The 19086-nt window shown below is 72.4% G+C and carries 17 protein-coding genes; 12 read left to right on the top strand and 5 right to left on the bottom strand.

From position 1 onward, the window contains the following. Positions 1–15: 15 nt before the first annotated feature. Positions 16–1248, top strand: coding sequence for a DUF418 domain-containing protein (locus DSY14_RS10910; protein WP_249187674.1), 1233 nt, complete (start codon positions 16–18; stop codon positions 1246–1248). A 105-nt stretch (positions 1249–1353) separates the two neighbouring features. Here the strand turns inward: DSY14_RS10910 and DSY14_RS10905 are convergent, their stop codons facing one another. From DSY14_RS10905 to DSY14_RS10890, 4 genes are read right to left on the bottom strand one after another with little or no spacing between them, the layout of a single operon-like run. After that, the gene (locus tag DSY14_RS10905; protein WP_211716386.1) at positions 1354–2016 is read right to left on the bottom strand and encodes a hypothetical protein; all 663 of its coding nucleotides are present in this window, start codon (positions 2014–2016) and stop codon (positions 1354–1356) included. After that, positions 2013–2675 (bottom strand): DUF6286 domain-containing protein, encoded by a 663-nt coding sequence (locus tag DSY14_RS10900; RefSeq protein WP_249187673.1) that lies wholly within the window; start codon positions 2673–2675, stop codon positions 2013–2015. The genes DSY14_RS10905 and DSY14_RS10900 overlap by 4 nt, the downstream gene beginning before the upstream one ends. Further along, positions 2669–2854, bottom strand: a complete 186-nt coding sequence (locus tag DSY14_RS10895) for a hypothetical protein (RefSeq protein ID WP_211716385.1) — start codon at positions 2852–2854, stop codon at positions 2669–2671. Before DSY14_RS10895 ends, DSY14_RS10900 begins: the two co-directional genes overlap by 7 nt. A 38-nt stretch (positions 2855–2892) precedes the next feature. Further along, complete coding sequence (locus tag DSY14_RS10890; protein WP_211716384.1) at positions 2893–3393, bottom strand: Asp23/Gls24 family envelope stress response protein; 501 nt, start codon at positions 3391–3393, stop codon at positions 2893–2895. A gap of 212 nt (positions 3394–3605) precedes the next feature. Between DSY14_RS10890 and DSY14_RS10885 the strand changes: the two genes are divergently transcribed. The 10 genes from DSY14_RS10885 to DSY14_RS10840 all read left to right on the top strand — a co-directional run bounded on the left by DSY14_RS10885 (position 3606) and on the right by DSY14_RS10840 (position 16524). Further along, entirely contained in the window at positions 3606–4157 is a 552-nt protein-coding gene (locus DSY14_RS10885; protein WP_211716383.1) for an RNA polymerase sigma factor, read from the top strand. Further along, entirely contained in the window at positions 4148–4690 is a 543-nt protein-coding gene (locus DSY14_RS10880) for a hypothetical protein (RefSeq protein ID WP_211716382.1), read from the top strand. Before DSY14_RS10885 ends, DSY14_RS10880 begins: the two co-directional genes overlap by 10 nt. A 251-nt stretch (positions 4691–4941) precedes the next feature. Next, positions 4942–6204: a hypothetical protein gene (locus tag DSY14_RS10875; RefSeq protein ID WP_211716381.1), complete on the top strand. Its 1263-nt coding sequence runs from the start codon at positions 4942–4944 to the stop codon at positions 6202–6204. A 141-nt stretch (positions 6205–6345) separates the two neighbouring features. After that, entirely contained in the window at positions 6346–7176 is an 831-nt protein-coding gene (locus tag DSY14_RS10870) for an amino acid-binding protein (RefSeq protein WP_211716380.1), read from the top strand. Between the two features lie 136 nt (positions 7177–7312). Further along, on the top strand, positions 7313–8065 hold the full coding sequence (locus tag DSY14_RS10865; RefSeq protein WP_211716379.1) for a L,D-transpeptidase family protein: 753 nt from the start codon (positions 7313–7315) through the stop codon (positions 8063–8065). A gap of 87 nt (positions 8066–8152) precedes the next feature. Further along, on the top strand, positions 8153–8899 hold the full coding sequence (locus DSY14_RS10860; protein ID WP_211716378.1) for a protein phosphatase 2C domain-containing protein: 747 nt from the start codon (positions 8153–8155) through the stop codon (positions 8897–8899). Between the two features lie 421 nt (positions 8900–9320). Further along, the gene (locus DSY14_RS10855) at positions 9321–9770 is read left to right on the top strand and encodes a hypothetical protein (protein ID WP_211716377.1); all 450 of its coding nucleotides are present in this window, start codon (positions 9321–9323) and stop codon (positions 9768–9770) included. A 790-nt stretch (positions 9771–10560) separates the two neighbouring features. Further along, the gene (locus DSY14_RS10850; protein WP_211716376.1) at positions 10561–11835 is read left to right on the top strand and encodes a multidrug effflux MFS transporter; all 1275 of its coding nucleotides are present in this window, start codon (positions 10561–10563) and stop codon (positions 11833–11835) included. A 95-nt stretch (positions 11836–11930) separates the two neighbouring features. After that, positions 11931–14705 (top strand): DEAD/DEAH box helicase family protein, encoded by a 2775-nt coding sequence (locus DSY14_RS29195; protein WP_211716375.1) that lies wholly within the window; start codon positions 11931–11933, stop codon positions 14703–14705. Between the two features lie 112 nt (positions 14706–14817). Further along, positions 14818–16524 (top strand): choice-of-anchor I family protein, encoded by a 1707-nt coding sequence (locus DSY14_RS10840; RefSeq protein WP_211716374.1) that lies wholly within the window; start codon positions 14818–14820, stop codon positions 16522–16524. Positions 16525–16606: 82 nt separating this feature from the next. Here DSY14_RS10840 and DSY14_RS10835 read toward each other — a convergent pair whose 3' ends face one another. Next, on the bottom strand, positions 16607–17854 hold the full coding sequence (locus DSY14_RS10835; RefSeq protein WP_211716373.1) for a D-arabinono-1,4-lactone oxidase: 1248 nt from the start codon (positions 17852–17854) through the stop codon (positions 16607–16609). A gap of 206 nt (positions 17855–18060) precedes the next feature. Between DSY14_RS10835 and DSY14_RS10830 the strand changes: the two genes are divergently transcribed. Then, on the top strand, positions 18061–18438 hold the full coding sequence (locus DSY14_RS10830; RefSeq protein WP_211716372.1) for a VOC family protein: 378 nt from the start codon (positions 18061–18063) through the stop codon (positions 18436–18438). Positions 18439–19086 lie beyond the last annotated feature (648 nt).

Below are 19086 nucleotides of genomic sequence, written 5' to 3'. Positions count from 1 at the left end.
AGAGGACAGGTCGACATGTCGGCACGTACGGACGGTTCCACCGGTTCCGTGACACCGCCCAGGGCACCGCGCAAGCTCGCCCCCGACCTGGCACGCGGCGCCATGCTGCTGCTCATCGCCATGGCCTACGCCGGTGTGTACGCCGGGGTCGGCTTCGGTGTGGACGTCTCCGACGACCCGCCACAGGATCGGCTCGCCGCCCTCTTCACCACGTTGTTCCTGGACAACCGGGCCTTCCCCATGTTCGCCATCCTCTTCGGTTACGGCATGGCCTGGATGGTGTCCCGGCAGAAGGCACGGGGCACCTCCGATGAGGAGGTCCGCAGGCTGCTGCGGCGTCGGGGTCTGCTCCTGCTGTTGTTCGGCGCCGTGCACGCCTTCCTCTTCTTCCCCGGCGAGATCCTCATGTCCTACGGCTTCGCGGCGTTGGTCACCGGGTGGCTGCTGTTGCGTTCGAACCGGGCGATCGTGCGGGCCGCGGTGGTGTTCACGGTGTTCTACGTGCTCACGGTGCCGGTGACGATGATCGGTATGGCCGTGGGCAATGCGACGCAGGGTGCCGAGGCGTTCGCCCTGCCCGGGTACCTGACCGTCGAGGACTGGATCGGCCGGCTCGTGGGTCTGCCCATGGGACCGCTGTTCATCGCCTTCGGGTACCCGCTGCTGCTCCTGGTGGTCCTCGGTTACCGTGCGGGCCGCGCCGCCCTCCTGGACGACCCGGCCGTCCACCGGGGCTTCCTCACCAAGGTGGCGGTGATCGGCATCGGCGTGTCCGTGCTCAGCGCCGTCCCCTCCGCACTGAGCGCCGTCGGGGTGATGTCCCCGGACATGATCACCGAGGGGCTCTACATGGGTCTGCAGGTGCTCACCGGCGTCCTCGGAGGCGCGGGGTACGCAGCGCTGTTCGCCTTGTGGAGCATCCGGTTGGACCGCCGCCCCGGTCCGCTCACCCGGGCGGTCGCGGCCATGGGCAAGCGCTCGCTCACCTTCTACATCCTGAACTCGGCGCTGGTCACCGTGGTCCTGCACACGGACCTGGTGGGGGTCGGCGACACGGTGAGCGGTGCGGGCGCGCTGTTGGTCGCCACGCTGGCCTGGTCGGTGAGCCTGGTCCTGGCCGCGCTGCTGGAGTCGCGCGACCGACCCGGACCGCTGGACGAGCTGATGCGTCGTGGCGTGTACGGAGGCCGCACCGCCCGACGGCGCGCGGCCGAGCGGTCGGCGGCCACTCGGCCGGAACAGAAGTAGGGCGGGGGTGGGGGCCGAACCGGGCCCTCCCCAGTGACCCGGGGCCCACACCACCCCCGCCGCTCCACCCGGTCGGCGCGTTCGGTCGCGCGGCCGGGTGGGTCCTCAGGCCGGTTCCCGCGCGGCGGGTCGGTCGGAGACCGAGATGCGCAGGACGGTCGGCAGCCGTGCCAACCCCAGGGAGACGCGGAGCCGGGTGATCGCCTGGTCCGAGCATCGCCGCCACACCTGTGAGGGATCGGCGTCCCGCGACAGGACCAGGTCCAGGGCCAGCCGGGGTTCCCGGGCGGACCCGGTGAGTCGGGCCCGGCCCCGGTGCACCCCGCGGTATCCGGAGATCTCCCGCGCCAGCGCGGAGCATGCGGCGCGGGCGAGGACGTCGGTGTGCCCCCGGCCGTCGGCGGACGGGCCGACGTCGGTCAGGCGGACCGCGGTGACGCGGACGGAGCGGCCCTGGACCAGAAGCCAGCGCAACGCGACCAGGGCGATCACCACGGCGATCCCGGCGCCCACGTACGGCGCCCAGGGCTCGGACCCGAGTCCGGTGGCCACGGTCACGAGGGCGCCGGCCCTCTCCTCCACCCCGGGGCCGAGGGGGAGGACCGTCAGCAGGGCCGGCACCGCTCCCGCGACCATCAACAGCGTCCCGACCAGCGCCAGGCCCTGGCGGTTGCCGCGCGCCGTCCGGCGCGCCGCCCGGTGCGGGTCGCGTCGCGTCCGTCCGGCCCGACCCTGCGCCGGGGCGGCGTCGCTCACTCGCTCGTTCATCGGAGCCCCCCGTCGATCCGGTGGACACGGACGCGAACCCGCACGGACCGGTAGGGGTCCAGTGCGGTGACGCGTCCGGAGATCCGTTCGGCCACTCTGGTCCTCAGCTCGACCTCGGGGTCCTCGCGGGCCGGAGTGTCCACCGCGACCCGGACGGTGCGGCGGCCCACCCTGGCCCGGACACCCGTGACGCCGTCGACCTCCCGGGCCGCTTGCTCCACGACCCTGCCCAGGCCGCGCCGGGACAGACCGACGACCAGGTCCCGGTCGTCGGTGCGCAGCACCACGTGGCTGACTCCGCCCGGCACGAGCGCGCCGAGCAGCAACGCCAGCCCGATCGCGGCGACGACCAGCGAGGCGATGACGGTTGCGGGATCGTGTAGGCGGGCACCGAGGATCGGTTCGGTGACCCGCTCCATCGGCGGTACCCATGGCGGGGCGCCGACCAAGGAGCCGATCACCTCGGCCGCGGCGGCCACCGCGATCAGCACGATCACCGTGCCGACCAGGACGGCGGGCAGGGACCGCCGCGGCCGGAAGGTGCGGATGGCGTGACGCCGGGCCGTCCGCGCCTCCGCGGAACCCGCGGCCGAGGGCGCACCCGTGGGAGCGGCCCCGTCCGGAGGCGGGGAGGCGTCACGGACGTCCGTGGTCACCATCGCGCGCCCCCGTCCTCCCGTGAGAAGAGGGTGGACAGATCGGTCTTGCCCTCGAAGGCACGCCCGGCCAGGAACCCGGCGATCCCGAGGAGAAGCACGAGGAGGAACGCCCCGAACCCACCGAAGTAGGCCACCAGACCCAGAAGCGAACCGTAGGCCAGTCCGACGATCGACCACATCGTTCGAGCTCCTTACATCGTGTGGGGGAGGACGGTGATCAACGGACCCGCGGCTCGGCGGAGGACTCCTGGCCCTCCTCGTCGGGCAGGTGGATGTCGTCGATCGTGATGTTGACCTCGGTGACCTCCAGACCGGTCATGCGCTCCACGGCGGCGGTGACGTTGCGGCGGACCACCGCGGCCAGGTCGGGGATGGAGATGCCGTAGTCGACGATCAGGTGGATGTCCACGGCGGTCTGGGTCTGGCCGACCTCGACGGCGACCCCCCGGGCGGCCGTGCTGGTGGAGGTGGAGCCGGGGATGCGCTCGCGGACGGCGTCGAAGGCGCGCCCCGCTCCCCCGCCCATCCGGTGCACGCCGCCGACCTCGCGCGCGGCCATGCCCGCGATCTTGGCGACGACGTGGTCGGCGATCTCGGTCCGACCCTCGGTGCCGGCGACGTTCCGGTCCGTCCGCAGGACCGGGGCGTTGGCCGAACTCGTGGCTCCGCCGGCCTCCTGGAGGTCGGTCCGGGCGCTCTCGGTGTTCTTGGCGGCCATGTGCGCTCCTGGTGGTTCGTGGCTCCGGAGCCGTGGGCTCCTGTGGGGCCGAAGTGAAGTCCGTACGTGTGAAGGACACGGAGGAGGGGGTGAGGCTCACGCTCGATGTGATGTGACCTGCGCCACATATTTGTACCGCGCGATTCCGACCACCTGTAGTTAACTGGTGGCGAAAGGTAGCCCACCGACGCGGGAAAGCCGGCTCCCAACAGATGCACACGGACACCGAACCGCCGGAGAGCCTGCTCGTGGAGCGGGCGCAGGACGGCGACGAACACGCCTTCGAGCGCCTCGTCCGCCTGCACCAGGACTCCGTCTACCGCATCGCCCTGCGTACTCTCGGCGATGCGGCCGAGGCGCGCGACACCGCGCAGGAGGCCCTCATCACCGCCTGGCGCAGGCTCCCGGACCTGCGGGACCCGCAGACGTTCCGGGCCTGGCTGTACCGGATCGTCGGTCGCCTGGCGCTCAACGCGGTGCGGGCCCGAAGGCCCGAGGCCCCGGACGCGCCGGAGGAGGACAAGTACGAGGAACGGTCGGCCGGCCCCGCCGACCGGGCCCTGGCCACGGACCTGCATCAGGCGCTCGTGAAGGCCCTGGCGGGGTTGCCGCCCCCACAGCGGATCTGCTGGGTTCTCAAAGAAATGGAAGGATTGGGATATGAGGAGATAGCGGAGATCGTCGACACGACCCCGACCGCCGTACGCGGACGCATCCACCGCGCGCGTACCCATCTCGTGGAGGCGCTTGAATCATGGCGGTAGATCCGTCCGACGACCACGATCGGCTGCCCTGCGGAACCTCGCCCGACGCGCTCCTGGAACACCTGCGCGCGGACGCCGCGACCGCACACGAACGCACCTGCCCGCACTGCCGGGCCGCCGCCGAGGAGTTCGGACCACTGCTGGCCGCGTTGGCGGACCGACCCCTGGTCACCGCACCCCCCGGTCTGCTCGACGACGTCATGCGCGCGGTCCGCGCCGAGGGCCGCTCCGTCGGCGCCGTCCCCCTCGGTGAGGGGGCGTCGGGGCGGACCGAGATCCGCCGCTCCGCGGTGGCGGCGATGCTGCGCGCCACCGTGCGCCCGGCCGGGGAACTGGTCCTCGGCCGCTGCCACGTCGAGAGGACCGATGACGGGATCGTCGTCTCCGCGACCGCCCGGGTCCTGGTCGGGGTCCCCATCCCCGAGGCCACCGGCAGGGCGCGGCGGGACATGACGTCGTTCGTGCACGAGCGGCTGGGGCTGCGCGTCGCCCGGATCGACATCGACGTCACGGACGTCATCGAGTCGCTCTGAACCGGAGCGCCCGGCCGGGTGACCGCACGCGACCTCGGCGGGGTCCGCCCGCGTCGGCACCGGCGCGCCCCACCCCGGGCGGTCGATCACCGGCGCGACCTCCGCCCCGCCCCCGATCCGACGTTCGACCCGCTTCACACCCCGCACCGTGGGGAACGCCCTCCCGCGAACCCCGGGCGACCGGCGTTCGTCGGACCACTGTGGGGCATCCATCGCCCGACACCCCGTACCCGATTGGCGAGAGGCACATCGTGACGGCAGACCTCGAACAGGCCTGGCGGGCCCTGGAGTCCGGTGACGTGGGCCATGCGGTCGACGCGCTGCGGACCGGAGCGGACGACCTCCCCGCGGCGGACCTCGCCCGTTTCGTCGGCGCCCTCGGACGCTCCGCCGACCTCCCGGAACTCACGACGGCGGCGCAGGAGCTCAGGGAGCACCCGGACGACCCCGCGACCTGCTTCGACTTCGGACACGTCTGTCTGGAGGCGGGGCTGCCGCACCTCGCGGTCCCCGCGCTGAGGACGGCCCGGGACCGCGCACCGGACGCCGTTCCGGTCCTGTGGGAACTGATCTCGGCGTTGGAGGACCTGGAGCGCCACGCGGACGCCGTGCGGGCGCTGCGCGCGTGGTCCGGGGAGCTGCCCGACTGGCCCGGCGGTTACCTGTTGGCCTACAACACACTGTGCTCCGGTGACATCGACGCCGCGCGACGGATCCTGACCGACCTGCCCACCCCCGAGGACGAGTCCTGGGACCTGGCGCACGATCGGGTGACGCGGATGGTGGAACGTGCCGAGGCGGCACGGGAGGCCGGCCCCATGGACGGCGACGACCTGCGCGGATGGCACTTCGCCCTGACCGGCGCCGTGCTGGGCCGGATCCCTCGGCACGACCCCGACACGACGACGAACGGCCGGTACGCCCACCTTGAGGACGACCTCCGGAGCCGCCGCACCGGGATCGCGGACCTGGCCGCGATCCTCTCGGCGGCCGGTCGGTCCCCCGACGCGGTGATGCCTCTGCCGGACCGCTCCAGTCGCGTCCTGGGGCTGGCCGCGGCGCGACTGCTCGACCTGCCGGTGGTCCCGGTCGACCCGGAGCGCTCGGACGCCCTGGTCGTGGCCTACGACCTCGGCGACGCCGACACGGAGCTGCGACGTTCGCTGGTGCCCCGCTCCCCGGGCCAGGTCCTCTTCGAACACGCCTCCTGTTGGAGCGACCCGCCGGGTGTCGCCGCGGACGTGGTCTCGGTGCTGCACCGGACGGTGACCCCACCCTGGGGCGCCGTCCCCGCCGTGGACGATGACGTCGTGCGGGAGCCGGGCGACGCACCCCCTGAGGAGGAGGTCGCCGAACGGATCGTGGCGATGACACCCGGGCACGGGGATCCCGGCGCGGGGCCCTTCACCAAGGTGGTGGCGGACCGGTGGGCGGACGGGCCGCGCCTGCCCTCGACCACCTCCGGCCCGGTGCACGACGCCGGGCCCGCCCGCCCCGAGGACCGGCGCGCCTGAGGACGGGTCCGGGACGGTCCCGTCCTCGGGCGGTCACGCCGACCTGCGGAGCGACGGAGCGTGACCGTCGTCACTCCCTGTCGTTACTCCGGCGTCACAGAACGTCGTGTGGACGCAATCTCGCCTTGGCACCGTCGGGGCATGGACGCTTCGATGGGCAGCCATGGAACCGACGACCGCCCCGGCTTCCTCGGTCGCGAGGTGCTGGAGCTGGGGACCCTGTTGTTCGCCGCGGGCGCGGCCCACCTGCTGGTGGTCTCCCTCGGGCACAGCGACGATGGGGTCCGAGGCCTGATCGTGCTGGGGACGATGCTCCTCGTCCTCTCCCTCCTACACCGATGGCACCGACACCGGCGGGGGCACCGACGCCCCCGCAACGCACCGACGAGGACCGTCACCACCGACCACCGCCCGGCCGTCGACGACCGTCTCTGGGGGGTGCGGGTCACCGTGGCCGACGTGCCGGGCGGCCTCGCCGCGCTGACCGTGGGGTTCGCCGCGCTCGGCGTCGACATCCGCCTCATGCAGGTGCACCCCGGCGGCGGCGACGCCGTCGACGAGTTCTTCGTGAGCGCCCCGGCCGGGGTCGACGAGGCCGACCTGTACCGGGCCGTGCGCGAGGCGGGTGGACGTTCGGCGGTGGTCCGCCCGGCGGACGTGCACGAACTCAGCGACACCACGAGCCGGACCCTGACCCTGGTGGAGGCGTTGGTCAGCGGAACGACCACCGTGGAACGCTGTCTGAGCGCGCTGACCGCGGCCCGGGACGTACGCCACACCCCCGCTTCGGATGACCGAAACGATCACCCTGAGATGACCGGAACCATGATGGTGCTCCCGGCGCCGGACGGCGGTACGTTCTCCGTCCACCGCGCCGATCTCCCCTTCACACCGGTGGAGTTCGCCCGCTGTCGGGCCCTCGCCCAGGTCGCCCGCTCCCTGCACGAACGGACGGGACATCCGTTCGTCTGAGCCCCCGGCCCCGCGCGGCCGCACACGGGGGACGACCGGTCGATCGTGGGCGGAACCGCGCGCGGCGCTCGGCCGGTCGTCCACAGATTCCATGGCGAAGACCCAAGAAACCCGAATCTGTGGGTAAATAGTACGTATGGTCTCCCCTCGATCACTCTACGCACGGAACCCCATCCGAACGACCCTTCTCCTCGGCCCGGCCTGTGCCCTGGCCCTGGGGGCCTCCCTGGTCGCCTCACCGGCCCACGCCGCCCCGGCCCCGGCGGTCGCCTCGGCGTCCACCCCCATCACCGCGGAACTGCGGACCGGCCAATCCGGACCGCAGGTGCAGGCCCTCCAGGAACGACTGAGCGAACTCGGCTACTGGATCGACGGTGCGGACGGCGAATTCGGTCTGCACACCGAGCACGCCGTCCTGGCCCTCCAGAAGGCCGCCGGGATCGACCGGGACGGCATCGTCGGCCCGGCCACGCGCGCCGCCCTGGACGAGGGAACCGTCCCCTCCGCCTCCACGGACTCCGGCTCGGTGGTGGAGATCGACCTGGAGCGCCAGCTCCTGCTCGTCGTCACCGACGGCGAGGTACAGAGCGTCATCCATACCTCCACCGGCTCCGGTCAGCCCTATGAGGGCTCCGACGGCGACGAGCGGATCGCCGTCACCCCGGAGGGGAGCTACGCGGTCTTCCGGGACGTCGACTCCTGGGACCCGGGGCCGTACGGCGCGCTCTACCGGCCCAAGTACTTCAACGGCGGCATCGCCGTGCACGGGTACCCCAGCGTCCCCGCGCAGCCGGCGTCCAAGGGCTGCGCCCGGGTCAGCCTGGCCGCCATGGACTGGCTCTGGGAACAGGGCCACCTGGACGTGCACGCCACCGTGGTCGTGCGCTGAGACACGTGTCCACGCGGGGTCGGCCGGAATGATCGGGCCGGCCCCGCCGTCATGGGTGCGGTCGCCGACCCCGGGTAGGACGAAGCCGTGCCCTTCCTCCTGTCCTCCGAAGCCGCCGCCCCGGATCGTCCCAACGAGGACTTCGCCGCGGTGACCGGCACCTGCGGGGTCGTGCTCGACGGCGTCAGCGCGCCACGGGACGAGGACAACGGCTGTGTCCACGGGCTCGCCTGGCACGCGCGGCGGCTCGGCACCCGGCTGTTGACGGAACTGGACGCGGGGTCTCCCCTGCGCGCGGCCCTGGCGGAGGCGATCACGTCCACCGCCGCCGCCCACGAGCGGACCTGTGACCTCACCGTCCGGGAGACGCCCTCGGCCACGGTGGTGGCGGTCCGTGTGCGGGACGAGGCGGTGGAGTACCTGGTGCTCTCCGACTCCGTGCTGCTCTTCCACGACGGAGAGGACGTCCGGCTGGTGGCGGACACCCGTCTGGACGACCTGCGCCCACGGGTGGGCCCGGGGACGGCGATCCGGGCCTGGCGCAACGTGCCGGGCGGTTTCTGGACGGCGGGGGCCGACCCTCGGGCCGCCGACGAGGCGCTGACCGGCACCCTGCCCCGGGCCCCGTTCCTGGTGATGACCGACGGGGCGAGCAGGACGGTCGAGGTGTTCGGCGACCTGTCCTGGGCGGGGATCTTCGCGCTGGCCCGTGCTCAGGGCCCGGGGACGTTGATCGAGCGGGTCCGGTCGCTGGAGGCGGCCGATCCGGCGGGCCGGCGCTTCCCGCGCGGCAAGGAACGGGACGACGCGACCGCCCTCTGGTGGAATCCCTAGTTTCGGTCGCCCTTAACATCCTATTTCGGACCTTCCTTTTCACGCCCCGGAAGGAGTATTCTTCCGAAAGACCCGAGTGAACAGGGAAAAGAAAGTTCCCGGCATTGCGGACGTTTTCGGTGGTACGTCAGATCACCTTTGCGTCGGTTTCTCAGAAAAGTTCCTAAGAGGGACGGGCCATGGCGAACCGACCGTGTCGGAAAGAGACGTACGCCTCCCACAAACCCGGACACCAGGCGCTTTCGTGTGTCCCCTCCATCGGGTAGATTCCCCTGTAATCGATCATCCGGCGTTCCCGCCACAACCCCCCTCCGGCGATCGCCGTTCACGAAACCCCCTTGTCCGCGCCCGTGTCGTACGGGCGCTGGAGAGTCTTTTCCATGCTCTTGGCCGTCTTGGTGACCGCCGAAAAGGAGACCGAGTGAGTGTCCCAGGCCTCCTCGAACCGACCGGCCCGAACCGTTCACTGCCCCGGACCGGTCGGGCGGACCGCGTCCATTTCCCTCTCATGAGCACACCCACGACACACGCGCGCCCCGAACCGGAACAGCGTCCCAACCCCATGGACGCCCGGACCCCGGACGAGTTCCTGCTGACCATGCGTCTCTACCTCGTCTGGGCCGGTGACTGGTCCTACCTGGAGCTGGAGTACAAGTGCGGCGGCGTGGTCAGCGCCGAGACGTTCCGCCGGGCTCTGGAGGGCACGAACCTCCCGGGTTACGTGTTCCTCATGGCCTTCGTGACCGCCTGTGTGGGCACCGACGAGGGCGAACGCCTGCGCTGGGCCACCTCGTGGCACCGGCTGCGTCGCGCCGCGCGCGCCGTCGAGGACGCCCGGCCGAGCACCGTCGACGAGGTCCGACCCGGCTGACCGCCGGCCCCACCGGGGGCCGTGGTGGCGCCCTCCGCCTCGCGAAACGGGCCCTCCACCGCGCCACCGTGCCCGGTGGCGCACCCCCGTCACGGGGTGAGCGGCCGACCCCGGGTCGACCGCTCCGTGCGCACGCCGAAACGGCGACGCCCCAGACCCGCGGCGGTTCGTCCCTTCCCCGGGCCCGGGCCGCACCCGAGCCGCTCCCGCCCCGCGCAGCGGCGGGGATCAGGCCGGCCCCACCGCCACCCGAGCCACGCCACGGTCGCCACCGGCAGCATAGGTCGACGCCCACGCCGGCCCCGCCCCTGCCGTCCCCGGGTCTCCACTCAGCCGAGCCGCGCGCCTCGCGACGCGCACAGGCCACCCGCCCGACCACGCGCCTCCTCGCCACCGGCCCTCGTGATCATGGACGTCCACGTCGGCGTGCCGCGCGCCCCGTCGACGGAGCCGTCCCGCGCGAGACCACCACACCCGGGACCGCCGGGGCACCGGATGTGGGACCGCCCCAAGGCCCGGCGCACGCCCCCGTGCGGGACGCCCCGCGCAGGGGCGTGTGAGCGCCTTCACGAGCCCGAGGATCGCGCACCATCAGGCCCTTCCGACCTGTGGTTCGGATCACCGGAGATCCCCGGTCAAGCCGGGATTGCCTCCCCATGGACATCCGTTGCAAGCGGACGTGTCCCCACGAAGGACACGTTCCAGGTGCCCCACCCGAAGGTGGCTCACGGCGCCGACCCACAACCCCCGGGTTGCCCTGTACCTTTCTCTGTTCCGTCTTGGAGAGCTCGTGAGCCTCACTGCCGTGCGCCCGAACGCGCGCCCCGACACGACACCCGTCAGTGCGCCGGACACCTCGGTCGCGGCCCCGAAGCGGCCGGCCGTCCTGCTCGTCCTCGTCCTCGCCGCCCTGTCCGCGATCGGACCGCTCGCCACCGACCTCTACCTGCCGGCGCTCCCGGAGATCGCCGGGGACCTGGGGTCGAGCGAGTCCCGGGTGAAGCTGACCCTGACCGCCGTGATGGCCGGTCTGGCCCTGGGCCAACTGGTGGCCGGCCCGCTCAGTGACCGTTGGGGCCGACGACTGCCCTTGCTCGTGGGCACCGGCGTCTTCACCGTGGTGACCTTCGCGATCATGTTCGTGGACTCGGCCGAGACCTTCATGGTCCTGCGCTTCCTCCAGGGGCTGGCCGCGGCGGCCGGGCTGGTGGTCTCCCGCGCCGTGGTCCGGGACGTGTTCCACGGCGACACCGCCGCCACCTTCTTCTCCCGGTTGATGCTCATCACCGGCCTGGCGCCCATGCTCGGACCGCTGCTGGGCGGCCAGCTGCTGTACCTGGGCCCCTGGCAGCTGATCTTCGGAGCACTGGGACTGGCCGGGGCCGCCACGTTCGCGCTGGTGTACACGGTCCTTCCGGAGAGCCTGCCCGAGGAGCGACGCAGCAGACAGGACCCGCGTGTGCTCGCCGGGACCTTCCTCCGGCTGCTACGGGACCCCGGGTTCATGGCACCGACCGCGGTGCTGGCACTGAGCTTCGGGATGAGCTTCACCTACATCTCGGCGTTCTCGTTCGTGTCCCAGAACCAGTTCGACGCCACCGCCCAGCAGTTCAGCCTGGTGTTCGGCGTGACCACGCTCGGGATGATCCTCGGCAACCAGGTCAACGTGGCCCTGATCCGGCGGATGGAACTGCGGCGCAGGCTGGCCGTGGGCCTGGTGGGCGCCATCGCCTCGGTGCTGGTCATGGTGCTGTTGGCCGCGTCCGGTCGGGCCGACCTGGTCAACGTCACCGCGGCCCTGTTCGTGATGATGCTCTTCACCGGGCTGATCTCGCCCAACGCCACGGCGATGGCGCTGTCGGGGCAGCCGGCGGAGATCGCCGGCACGAGTTCGGCGCTACTGGGCACGCTCCAGTTCGCGGTGGGTTCGGGACTGGCCGCGACCGCCGGCCTGACCGGCACCGCCACCCTGGGCAGCATGGCCACGGTGATGCTGCTGACGGCCGTGGGCGCGCTGGCGGTGTTCCTGTACGCCGCGCGGCGCGCACCGGCCCCGGCCGTCTGAGCGGGGAGCGCACGCCCCGAAGAACCGCGCGGGGAGCGGGTCGTCACCGGCCCCGAACCGCCGGGTTCGGGGCTACCCCCGCCTACTCTGGGGGGATGTCCGAAACAGCGGTGGCGATGGCGGGCGTGTCCTGGCCGGGGGCGCTGCGCCCCTACCAGCTCGCGGCGCTCGGTGAACTGGACCGACGCTGGGAGCAGGGCGACCGACGCACCTGGATCGTCCTCCCACCGGGGTCCGGTAAGACCCTGGTCGGGCTGGAAGCGGCCCGGCGCCTGCGTCGCAGGACCGTCGTCCTGGCGCCCAACACGGCCATCCAGGGGCAGTGGATCCGCCACTGGGAGGCCTTCGATCGGACCGACGATTGCGGGGCCGGGGGTGATCGCGGGCTCGGAGACGCCGTCAACGTGCTCACCTACCAGTCCCTGGCGGTCTTCGACCCCGACGCCGAGACCGACGAGGAGGGCCACTCGGCCACCCCCGTCCGCGACCGGCTGCACCCCAACGGTCAGGCCCTGGTTCGGGCCCTGCACGACGCCGGCCCGCTCACCCTGCTGCTGGACGAGTGTCACCACCTGTTGCAGGTCTGGGGACGTCTGCTCGCGGAGATCCTCGACGACCTTCCCGACGCCCACGTCATCGGGCTGACCGGAACCCCGGCCGGAAGCCTCACCGGCGCCGAACACGACCTCGTGGACCGGCTGTTCGGCGCACCCGTCACCGGCGCCTCCCTCCCGGCCCTGGTCCGTGACGGCTACCTGGCGCCCTTCGCCGAACTCGTGTACGTCACCGAACCCACCCTCACCGAACACGAGTACCTCGCCGGTCAGGGCGGCCGGTTCGCCGCGATGTGCACCGAACTGCTCGAACCCGGGTTCGCGAGCACCGACTTCCTGCCCTGGTTGGACGCCCGCTTCGTCTCCCGGGACACCGCCGAGGGCGGACGGTTGGGCTGGGGCGCCCTGGCCACCCAGGACCCCGCGCTCGCCGACGCCGTGCTGCGCCTGCACCACCAGGGGCTCATCGCCCGACCGGACGGCGCCCGCGTCGACGAACGGCACCGGCACCCGCCTCGCGCGACGGACTGGACCGCGCTGATCGGCGACTATGCCCGCCGGTGCCTGGACCCCGATTCCCCGCGCGACCAGGAGGCCCGTGAGCGCATCCGTGCCGCTCTGCCGTCGGTGGGCCACCACCTCACCCGTCGCGGTATCCGCAGGGGCGCCTCCCCGGTGGACCGGGTACTGGCCCGCAGCGCCGCCAAGTCCCTCGCCACGGTGGACATCCTGGCCGCGGAACGGGACGCCGTCGGGGCGCGCCTGCGCGCCCTGGTGCTGTGCGACCACGAACGCGCCTCCGCCCGCGCGCCCGCGGCGCTGCGCGGAGTGCTCCCCGACGACGCCGGTTCGGCCTGGCTCCAGGTGGTGCGGCTGACCGAGGACCCGCGGACCCGCGACCTGGATCCGGTTCTGGTCACGGGCCGGACCGTCGCGGCCGGGGCGGGCACCGCGGCGGCTCTTCTGGACTTCGCCCGCGCCGAGGCGCCCCGGGCCGACCTCTCCGTCCGCGAGGTCGACGGGCTGCACGTGGTGGAGGGCTCCTGGACCTCGCGCACCTGGGTGGGGGTCGTGACCCGCTTCCTGGAGAGCGGCCGATCCCAGGTCCTGGTGGGCACGCGCGCCCTGCTCGGGGAAGGGTGGGACGCGCGCGGCGTCAACACGGTGGTGGACCTGACCACGGCCACCACCCCCACGGCGGTGGTGCAGAGCCGCGGGCGGGCGCTGCGCCTGGACCCGGACTGGCCGGAGAAGGTCGCGCACACCTGGACGGTCGTGTGCGTGAGCCACGAGCACCCGCGCGGGGCGGCCGACTGGGACCGGTTCGTGCGCAAGCACGAGGGCTACCTGGGGGTGGGCGCCGACGGCGAGGTGATGAGCGGGGTCGCGCACGTCGACCCGGAACTGTCGCCCTACGAACCGCCCACAGCGGTGGCACCACTCCATCGGCGCATGTGGGAGCGGGCCGCCGACCGGGAGGGCACCCGGGCCCGGTGGCGGCTCGGGACCGGCTACGAGGACACCCTTCTGCCCACGCTACGGGTGTACGAGAGACGCCAGGGGCCGGTGGAGCTCTCGGAGGTCGGTGTGGACGTGGCCCTGCCCGGGCCGCCGGAGGTGCTGGTGGGCGGCCAGGGCATCGAACCCGCACCACCGCGCCTGCCCAGGGGAGGGGACCTGGTCCCCGTGTGGGCGTGGTCCGCCCTCGCGGCGGTGTCCCTGGTGGCGGCGTCCTTCGTGCCGTCGCTGCTCGTGCTCGGCCTCGGTCTCGGCGCGGTGGCGGCGGCGTACTGGTGGCGCGCGCTCGTCCGGGCCCGACGCGAGGCCGAGCGCCTGCGCTCCCTGGCCCGACGTCCGGTGGACACCTCCCGGTACGCGTGCGCGGTCGCCGAGGCGCTGCGCTCGGTGGGGCTCTCCGACACCGGCGCGGAAGGAATCCGCGTCCACGTGGACACCGACGGGGTGTACCGCTTCACCCTCACCGATCCGGGCGCGGCGGAGCTGTTCACGGAGTCCCTGGACGAGGTGCTCGGACCCCTGGTCGGCGACCTGCGCTACCTCATCGCCCGCCACGACCTGGCCACCCGTCCGGAGGGGACGCGGGAGGACCCCACGGTGACGGTCCTGCACGCGGTACCGTCGGCCCTGGCCCGCAACAAGCGGGGCGCGCTCGCGTTCGAACGGGCGTGGAACCGGTGGGTGTCCCTGGGCGAAGTGGTCCACACCCGCACCGAGGCGGGGCGGCACCTGCTGTCCGCGCACCAGGGCAGCGCACCGCTGGAGGTGTCCACCGCGCGCCGTCTGGCCTGGGAGTGACCGCGCCCCGTGTCCCAGGGCTTCATCCCGGGGTCACCGGAAGTTCGGCCCGGCCTCTCCCCCACGTGGTCGGCTTGGCGGGTCCCACTCCCCCGAACCTCCGGGAAGCATCATGCGCACCGCCCTGACCGCGTCGGCCCTGTTGGCCCTGGGCCTCACCACGGCCGTCCCCGTCCACGCCGACGAGGCACCCTCCTTCGGTGCGCCCGAGGCGACCGGGGCGATCGCGCTCTCCGCCCTCGGCACCTACCACACCGACCTGTTCGACGTCTCGGGCGCCGAGATCGTCGCCCACGACCCGCGCACCCAGCGCCTGTTCGTGGTCAACGCGGCCGCCGCCACGGTCGAGGTGCTGGACGTGTCCGACCCCGAGCGTCCGGAGAAGCTCCTCGACCTGGAGACGGCGGGGGTCCGCGCGGCGGACGGCTCCGTGGTGGAGGAGGGCGGCGTCGCCAACTCGGTGGCGGTCCACGGCGACGTCGTGGCGGTCGCCGTGGAGGCAGCGGACCGCACCGACGACGGCTGGGCGGTCCTCTTCGACACGGAGGGGCGCGCGGTGAACGCCCTCCGGGTGGGCGCCCTGCCGGACATGCTCACCTTCACCCCCGACGGGCGCCACCTGCTGGTCGCCAACGAGGGCGAACCGAACGACGACCACACGGTCGACCCCGAGGGTTCGGTGAGCATGGTCAAGGTGAGCCGCAGGCCCCCCGCCCTCACCCAGGACGACGTGCGCACCGCCGACTTCCGCGCCTGGGACGAGGGCCGCGAACTCCACCCCGACGTGCGCGTGTTCGGACCCGATCTGTCCACCGACGAGCCCGGGACCCCGGGGCGGGTGGCCCGCAACCTGGAGCCCGAGTACATCGTGGCGGACACGGCGTACAGCGCCCACGTGGTGCTCCAGGAGGCCAACGCCTTCGCCGTGCTGGACCTGCGCGCCGGGGAGTTCACCGACATCGTTCCGTTCGGCACCAAGGACCACCTGGAGCCCGGCAACGAACTGGACGTCTCCGACCGTGACGAGGCGATCGACATCGCCTCGTGGCCGGTGCTCGGCATGTACCAGCCCGACGGGTTCGACTCCTACCGGTGGCGCGGACAGACCCTTCTGGTCACCGCCAACGAGGGTGACGCGCGCGGTGGGGACGGGTACTCCGAGGAGACGCGGCTCAAGCACCTGGCGGCGGAGACGCCCCTGTGCGAGGACGCCCCGCGCCTGAAGGCGTTCCTGGACGACAACGACCAGGGGATCTCCACCGTGGACGAACTGCTGGCCGACCACAACATGGGGCGGCTCACGGTCACCTCCGCCGACGGGTTGCGCGAGGACGGATCCTGCTACGAGGAGGTCCACGCCTTCGGCGGTCGGTCCTTCTCGATCTTCACCACCGATGGTGAGCAGCTTTTCGACTCCGGTTCCGATTTCGAGCGGATCATCGCCGAGACCGATCCGGACTTCTTCAACTCCAACCACCGCGAGAACTCCTTCGACACCCGCAGCGACGACAAGGGGCCCGAGCCCGAGGACGTCGTCCTGGGCCGGGTGGGCGGACACACCTACGCGTTCATCGGCCTGGAACGCGTGGGCGGGGTGATGGTCTACGACGTCACCGACCCGCACGACGTGAACTTCGTTCAGTACCTGAACAACCGCGACTTCTCCGGCGAGCCCGGTACCCGCGAGGCCGGTGACCTGGGCGCGGAGGGGGTGGCGTTCATCCCCGCCTCGGACTCGCCCCTGCCCGGAACGCCGCTGCTGGCGGTGGCCAACGAGGTGTCCGGCAGCACCACCCTGTTCCGCGTCGACCAGGGCTGAGCACGCCGACCGGCGCCGGGACGGGCGACGTACCGCCCGGCGCCCGATCGCGTCCACGGCCGCGGCCGCGGCGGACCCGACGTCAGGACCGCGGGAAGTGGGCGTCGACGAACGGGGTGCGGAACGTACCGTCCGGATCGAAGCGCTCCAGCAGTCCGGCGAAGTCGCCCGACCGCTCGAACAGGCCCACGACGTCCGCGGGGGCCATGGTCGTGATCTTGCCCCAGTGCGGCCGTGCGCCCAACGGCGCGAGGCGTTCCTCCACCGCGCGCAGGACCGGGGTCACCGCCGCCGGGTCACGGTGCCACGTGAAGTGGAAGGCCACCGAGTCGCGACCGTACGCGGGGCTCAGCCACAGGTCGTCGGCGCGCATGGTACGCACCTCCCCGACGTACAGCACAGGGGCGATGCGCTCCCCCAGTCCCCGCAACGCGGCGATGGCCTCCGGGGCCGCCGCGCGCGGCAGGTAGAGCTCGGACTGCAGTTCCGCGCCGGCGCTCGGTGGGAGTTCGGGACGGAAGTGCGGCAACCGCTCGCACCAGGGGCCGGGCACACCGAGCTGTTCGGTGGCGGGTTCGGTCGGGACCCCCGGCACCGGGTGCTGGGGGACGCTCGCGGACCGTCCACCGTGCCACGCGCCCTCGGGCTCGCCCTCGCGGTGCTTGAGCCAGACCCGCCCGGTGGGCCCGCGCCAGTCGGTGAAGACACTGACGCTGTAGGCGGCACCGAAGATCGCGTCGACGTCCGCGGTGACCTCGTCCAGGGGCACGTCGAGCCGCACCCGCTGGGAGACCTCGAAGGTGGGTTCGATCTCCAGGGTGAGCCGGGTGACGATGCCCAGCGCACCGAGCCCGACCACCACACCGGGGAAGTCGGCGGCGCCACGACGCACCCACACCGTCTCCCCGTCGGACCCCATCACCTCGATGCCCCGGACCGCGGCGGCCAGGCACCGCTGCCGATCACCCGAACCGTGGGTACCGGTGGCGCAGGATCCCGCCACCGAGATGTGCGGCAGGGAGGCCAGGTTGCCCAGGGCGTACCCCCGTCGATGCAGCTCGATGGCGAGGTCCGCGTACCGGGTGCCCGCGGAGACGGTGACCGTGTCTCCGTCGATCCGGACCTCCCGGGGGAGCATGTCCAGCCGGACCAGGTCGTGCGGAGAATCGGCGACCTGGTTGAAGGAGTGTCCACTGCCGAGGGCCCGGATCCGGGGAGTGTCCCGCACCAGCGCGGCGAGGGCGCCGAGGTCGGTCGGCCGGTGGATCCGAGGGCTGGTGTAGGTGAGGTTCCCGGCCCAGTTGCGGACCGGTACGGCTGAGGCGGTCATGAGGCCTCCAACGGCGAGGGGTTCACCACAAGGGAGCGATCCCGGCGTTCGGGTCGGGCGTGTGACCGGAGCGTGTCCGGCGACCCGCTCACCGCCTACGTACCCCGTTCCCGATCACGTGCCCCAGGAAAACCCTTCGCCTCCGCGCATTCCCCGTTGTACGGTCGCGACGGTCCAGGTCCCCACAGCGAGAGAAGGTCACGCCCATGGCATGCCGCATAAGTGAGTTCGTCCTCAACTGCCGGGACCCGGAGACGCTGGCGCGGTTCTGGTGCGAGGTCCTGGACTACGTGGAACTCGACCGCGACGAGGTCGACATCGAGATCGGTCCGCGCGCGGGCTTCGGCGGAGCGGGGCCCTCGATCGTGCTCAGCCGCAGCGACAACCCGAGGAACGGGCTGCTCCCCCTGCACATCGACGTCAGCCCCACCGACCGTGACCGGGACGCCGAGCTGGAACGTCTCCTGTCCGCCGGCGCCGTGCGCGCCGACGTCGGTCAGACCGGTGAGGAGAGCTGGCACGTCCTCGCCGACCCCGAGGGCAACGAGTTCTGCCTGCTCAAGGACCGTATCGACCCGCTCTGAACGTGACGGTCGGCGAGACCATGGTGCCCATGGTCTCGTCTCCCGCCACGACCGGGAGCGAGGCAGGACCCGACACATCGTGGTGGGCGACCTCGCCGTTCTCTCGGAAACGGCGTTCGACGAGGCCATCGCACGTTTATCGGAAAGGTCCCTCCGGAAATCCGTCACGGCACCGCGGAAGACGGAAAAGGGATCGGCCCTGTCGGGCGCACGGGACCGGCCGATCCACTGTCGACATTCCCATTCCGAACCGACGTGGCATCTCGCATCGGCATGACCGGGAACACCCCACCGAACACCGCACGCCCACCACTCGATTCAACGCACAAAGGCGCCGGGACCGCTCTCCACCCATGCGCACCGACCCCTCACCGGGGACGACCGTTCCTCGTGGCATTTCCGCACGCGTTAACGTACTTCCACCCATGCAGTGCCGCGAAAGGCGAATGGCGGTCCGGTGCGCATTCCGGTTCCCGGGGGCACCGATGTCGTGTCCCGACGGCCGCCGGGACACGCCGAGTACGCGGACCCCGGCGAGGGGACGGGTGATCAGGCGCCCGAGGCCAGGAAGCGGTCGGCCCAGGCGTCGTGCGCCGCGCGTGCGGGCAGGTCCATGGAGGCGGCCACCATGTACAACATGCCCGCGGC

This window comes from Nocardiopsis sp. MG754419 (assembly GCF_018207095.1).
GTDB lineage: Bacteria > Actinomycetota > Actinomycetes > Streptosporangiales > Streptosporangiaceae > Nocardiopsis.
The sequence above is the reverse complement of the archived record's forward strand: the minus strand, read 5'-3'. Positions and strand labels throughout refer to the sequence as shown.

What these genes read in the sequence shown, in the direction of transcription:
- DSY14_RS10910 (WP_249187674.1), top strand. Translation starts at nt 16, where the DNA reads ATGTCGGCACGTACGGACGGTTCCACCGGTTCCGTGACACCGCCCAGG.
- DSY14_RS10905 (WP_211716386.1), bottom strand. Translation starts at nt 2,016, where the DNA reads ATGAACGAGCGAGTGAGCGACGCCGCCCCGGCGCAGGGTCGGGCCGGA.
- DSY14_RS10900 (WP_249187673.1), bottom strand. Translation starts at nt 2,675, where the DNA reads ATGGTGACCACGGACGTCCGTGACGCCTCCCCGCCTCCGGACGGGGCC.
- DSY14_RS10895 (WP_211716385.1), bottom strand. Translation starts at nt 2,854, where the DNA reads ATGTGGTCGATCGTCGGACTGGCCTACGGTTCGCTTCTGGGTCTGGTG.
- DSY14_RS10890 (WP_211716384.1), bottom strand. Translation starts at nt 3,393, where the DNA reads ATGGCCGCCAAGAACACCGAGAGCGCCCGGACCGACCTCCAGGAGGCC.
- DSY14_RS10885 (WP_211716383.1), top strand. Translation starts at nt 3,606, where the DNA reads ATGCACACGGACACCGAACCGCCGGAGAGCCTGCTCGTGGAGCGGGCG.
- DSY14_RS10880 (WP_211716382.1), top strand. Translation starts at nt 4,148, where the DNA reads ATGGCGGTAGATCCGTCCGACGACCACGATCGGCTGCCCTGCGGAACC.
- DSY14_RS10870 (WP_211716380.1), top strand. Translation starts at nt 6,346, where the DNA reads ATGGACGCTTCGATGGGCAGCCATGGAACCGACGACCGCCCCGGCTTC.
- DSY14_RS10865 (WP_211716379.1), top strand. Translation starts at nt 7,313, where the DNA reads ATGGTCTCCCCTCGATCACTCTACGCACGGAACCCCATCCGAACGACC.
- DSY14_RS29195 (WP_211716375.1), top strand. Translation starts at nt 11,931, where the DNA reads ATGTCCGAAACAGCGGTGGCGATGGCGGGCGTGTCCTGGCCGGGGGCG.
- DSY14_RS10840 (WP_211716374.1), top strand. Translation starts at nt 14,818, where the DNA reads ATGCGCACCGCCCTGACCGCGTCGGCCCTGTTGGCCCTGGGCCTCACC.
- DSY14_RS10835 (WP_211716373.1), bottom strand. Translation starts at nt 17,854, where the DNA reads ATGACCGCCTCAGCCGTACCGGTCCGCAACTGGGCCGGGAACCTCACC.
- DSY14_RS10830 (WP_211716372.1), top strand. Translation starts at nt 18,061, where the DNA reads ATGGCATGCCGCATAAGTGAGTTCGTCCTCAACTGCCGGGACCCGGAG.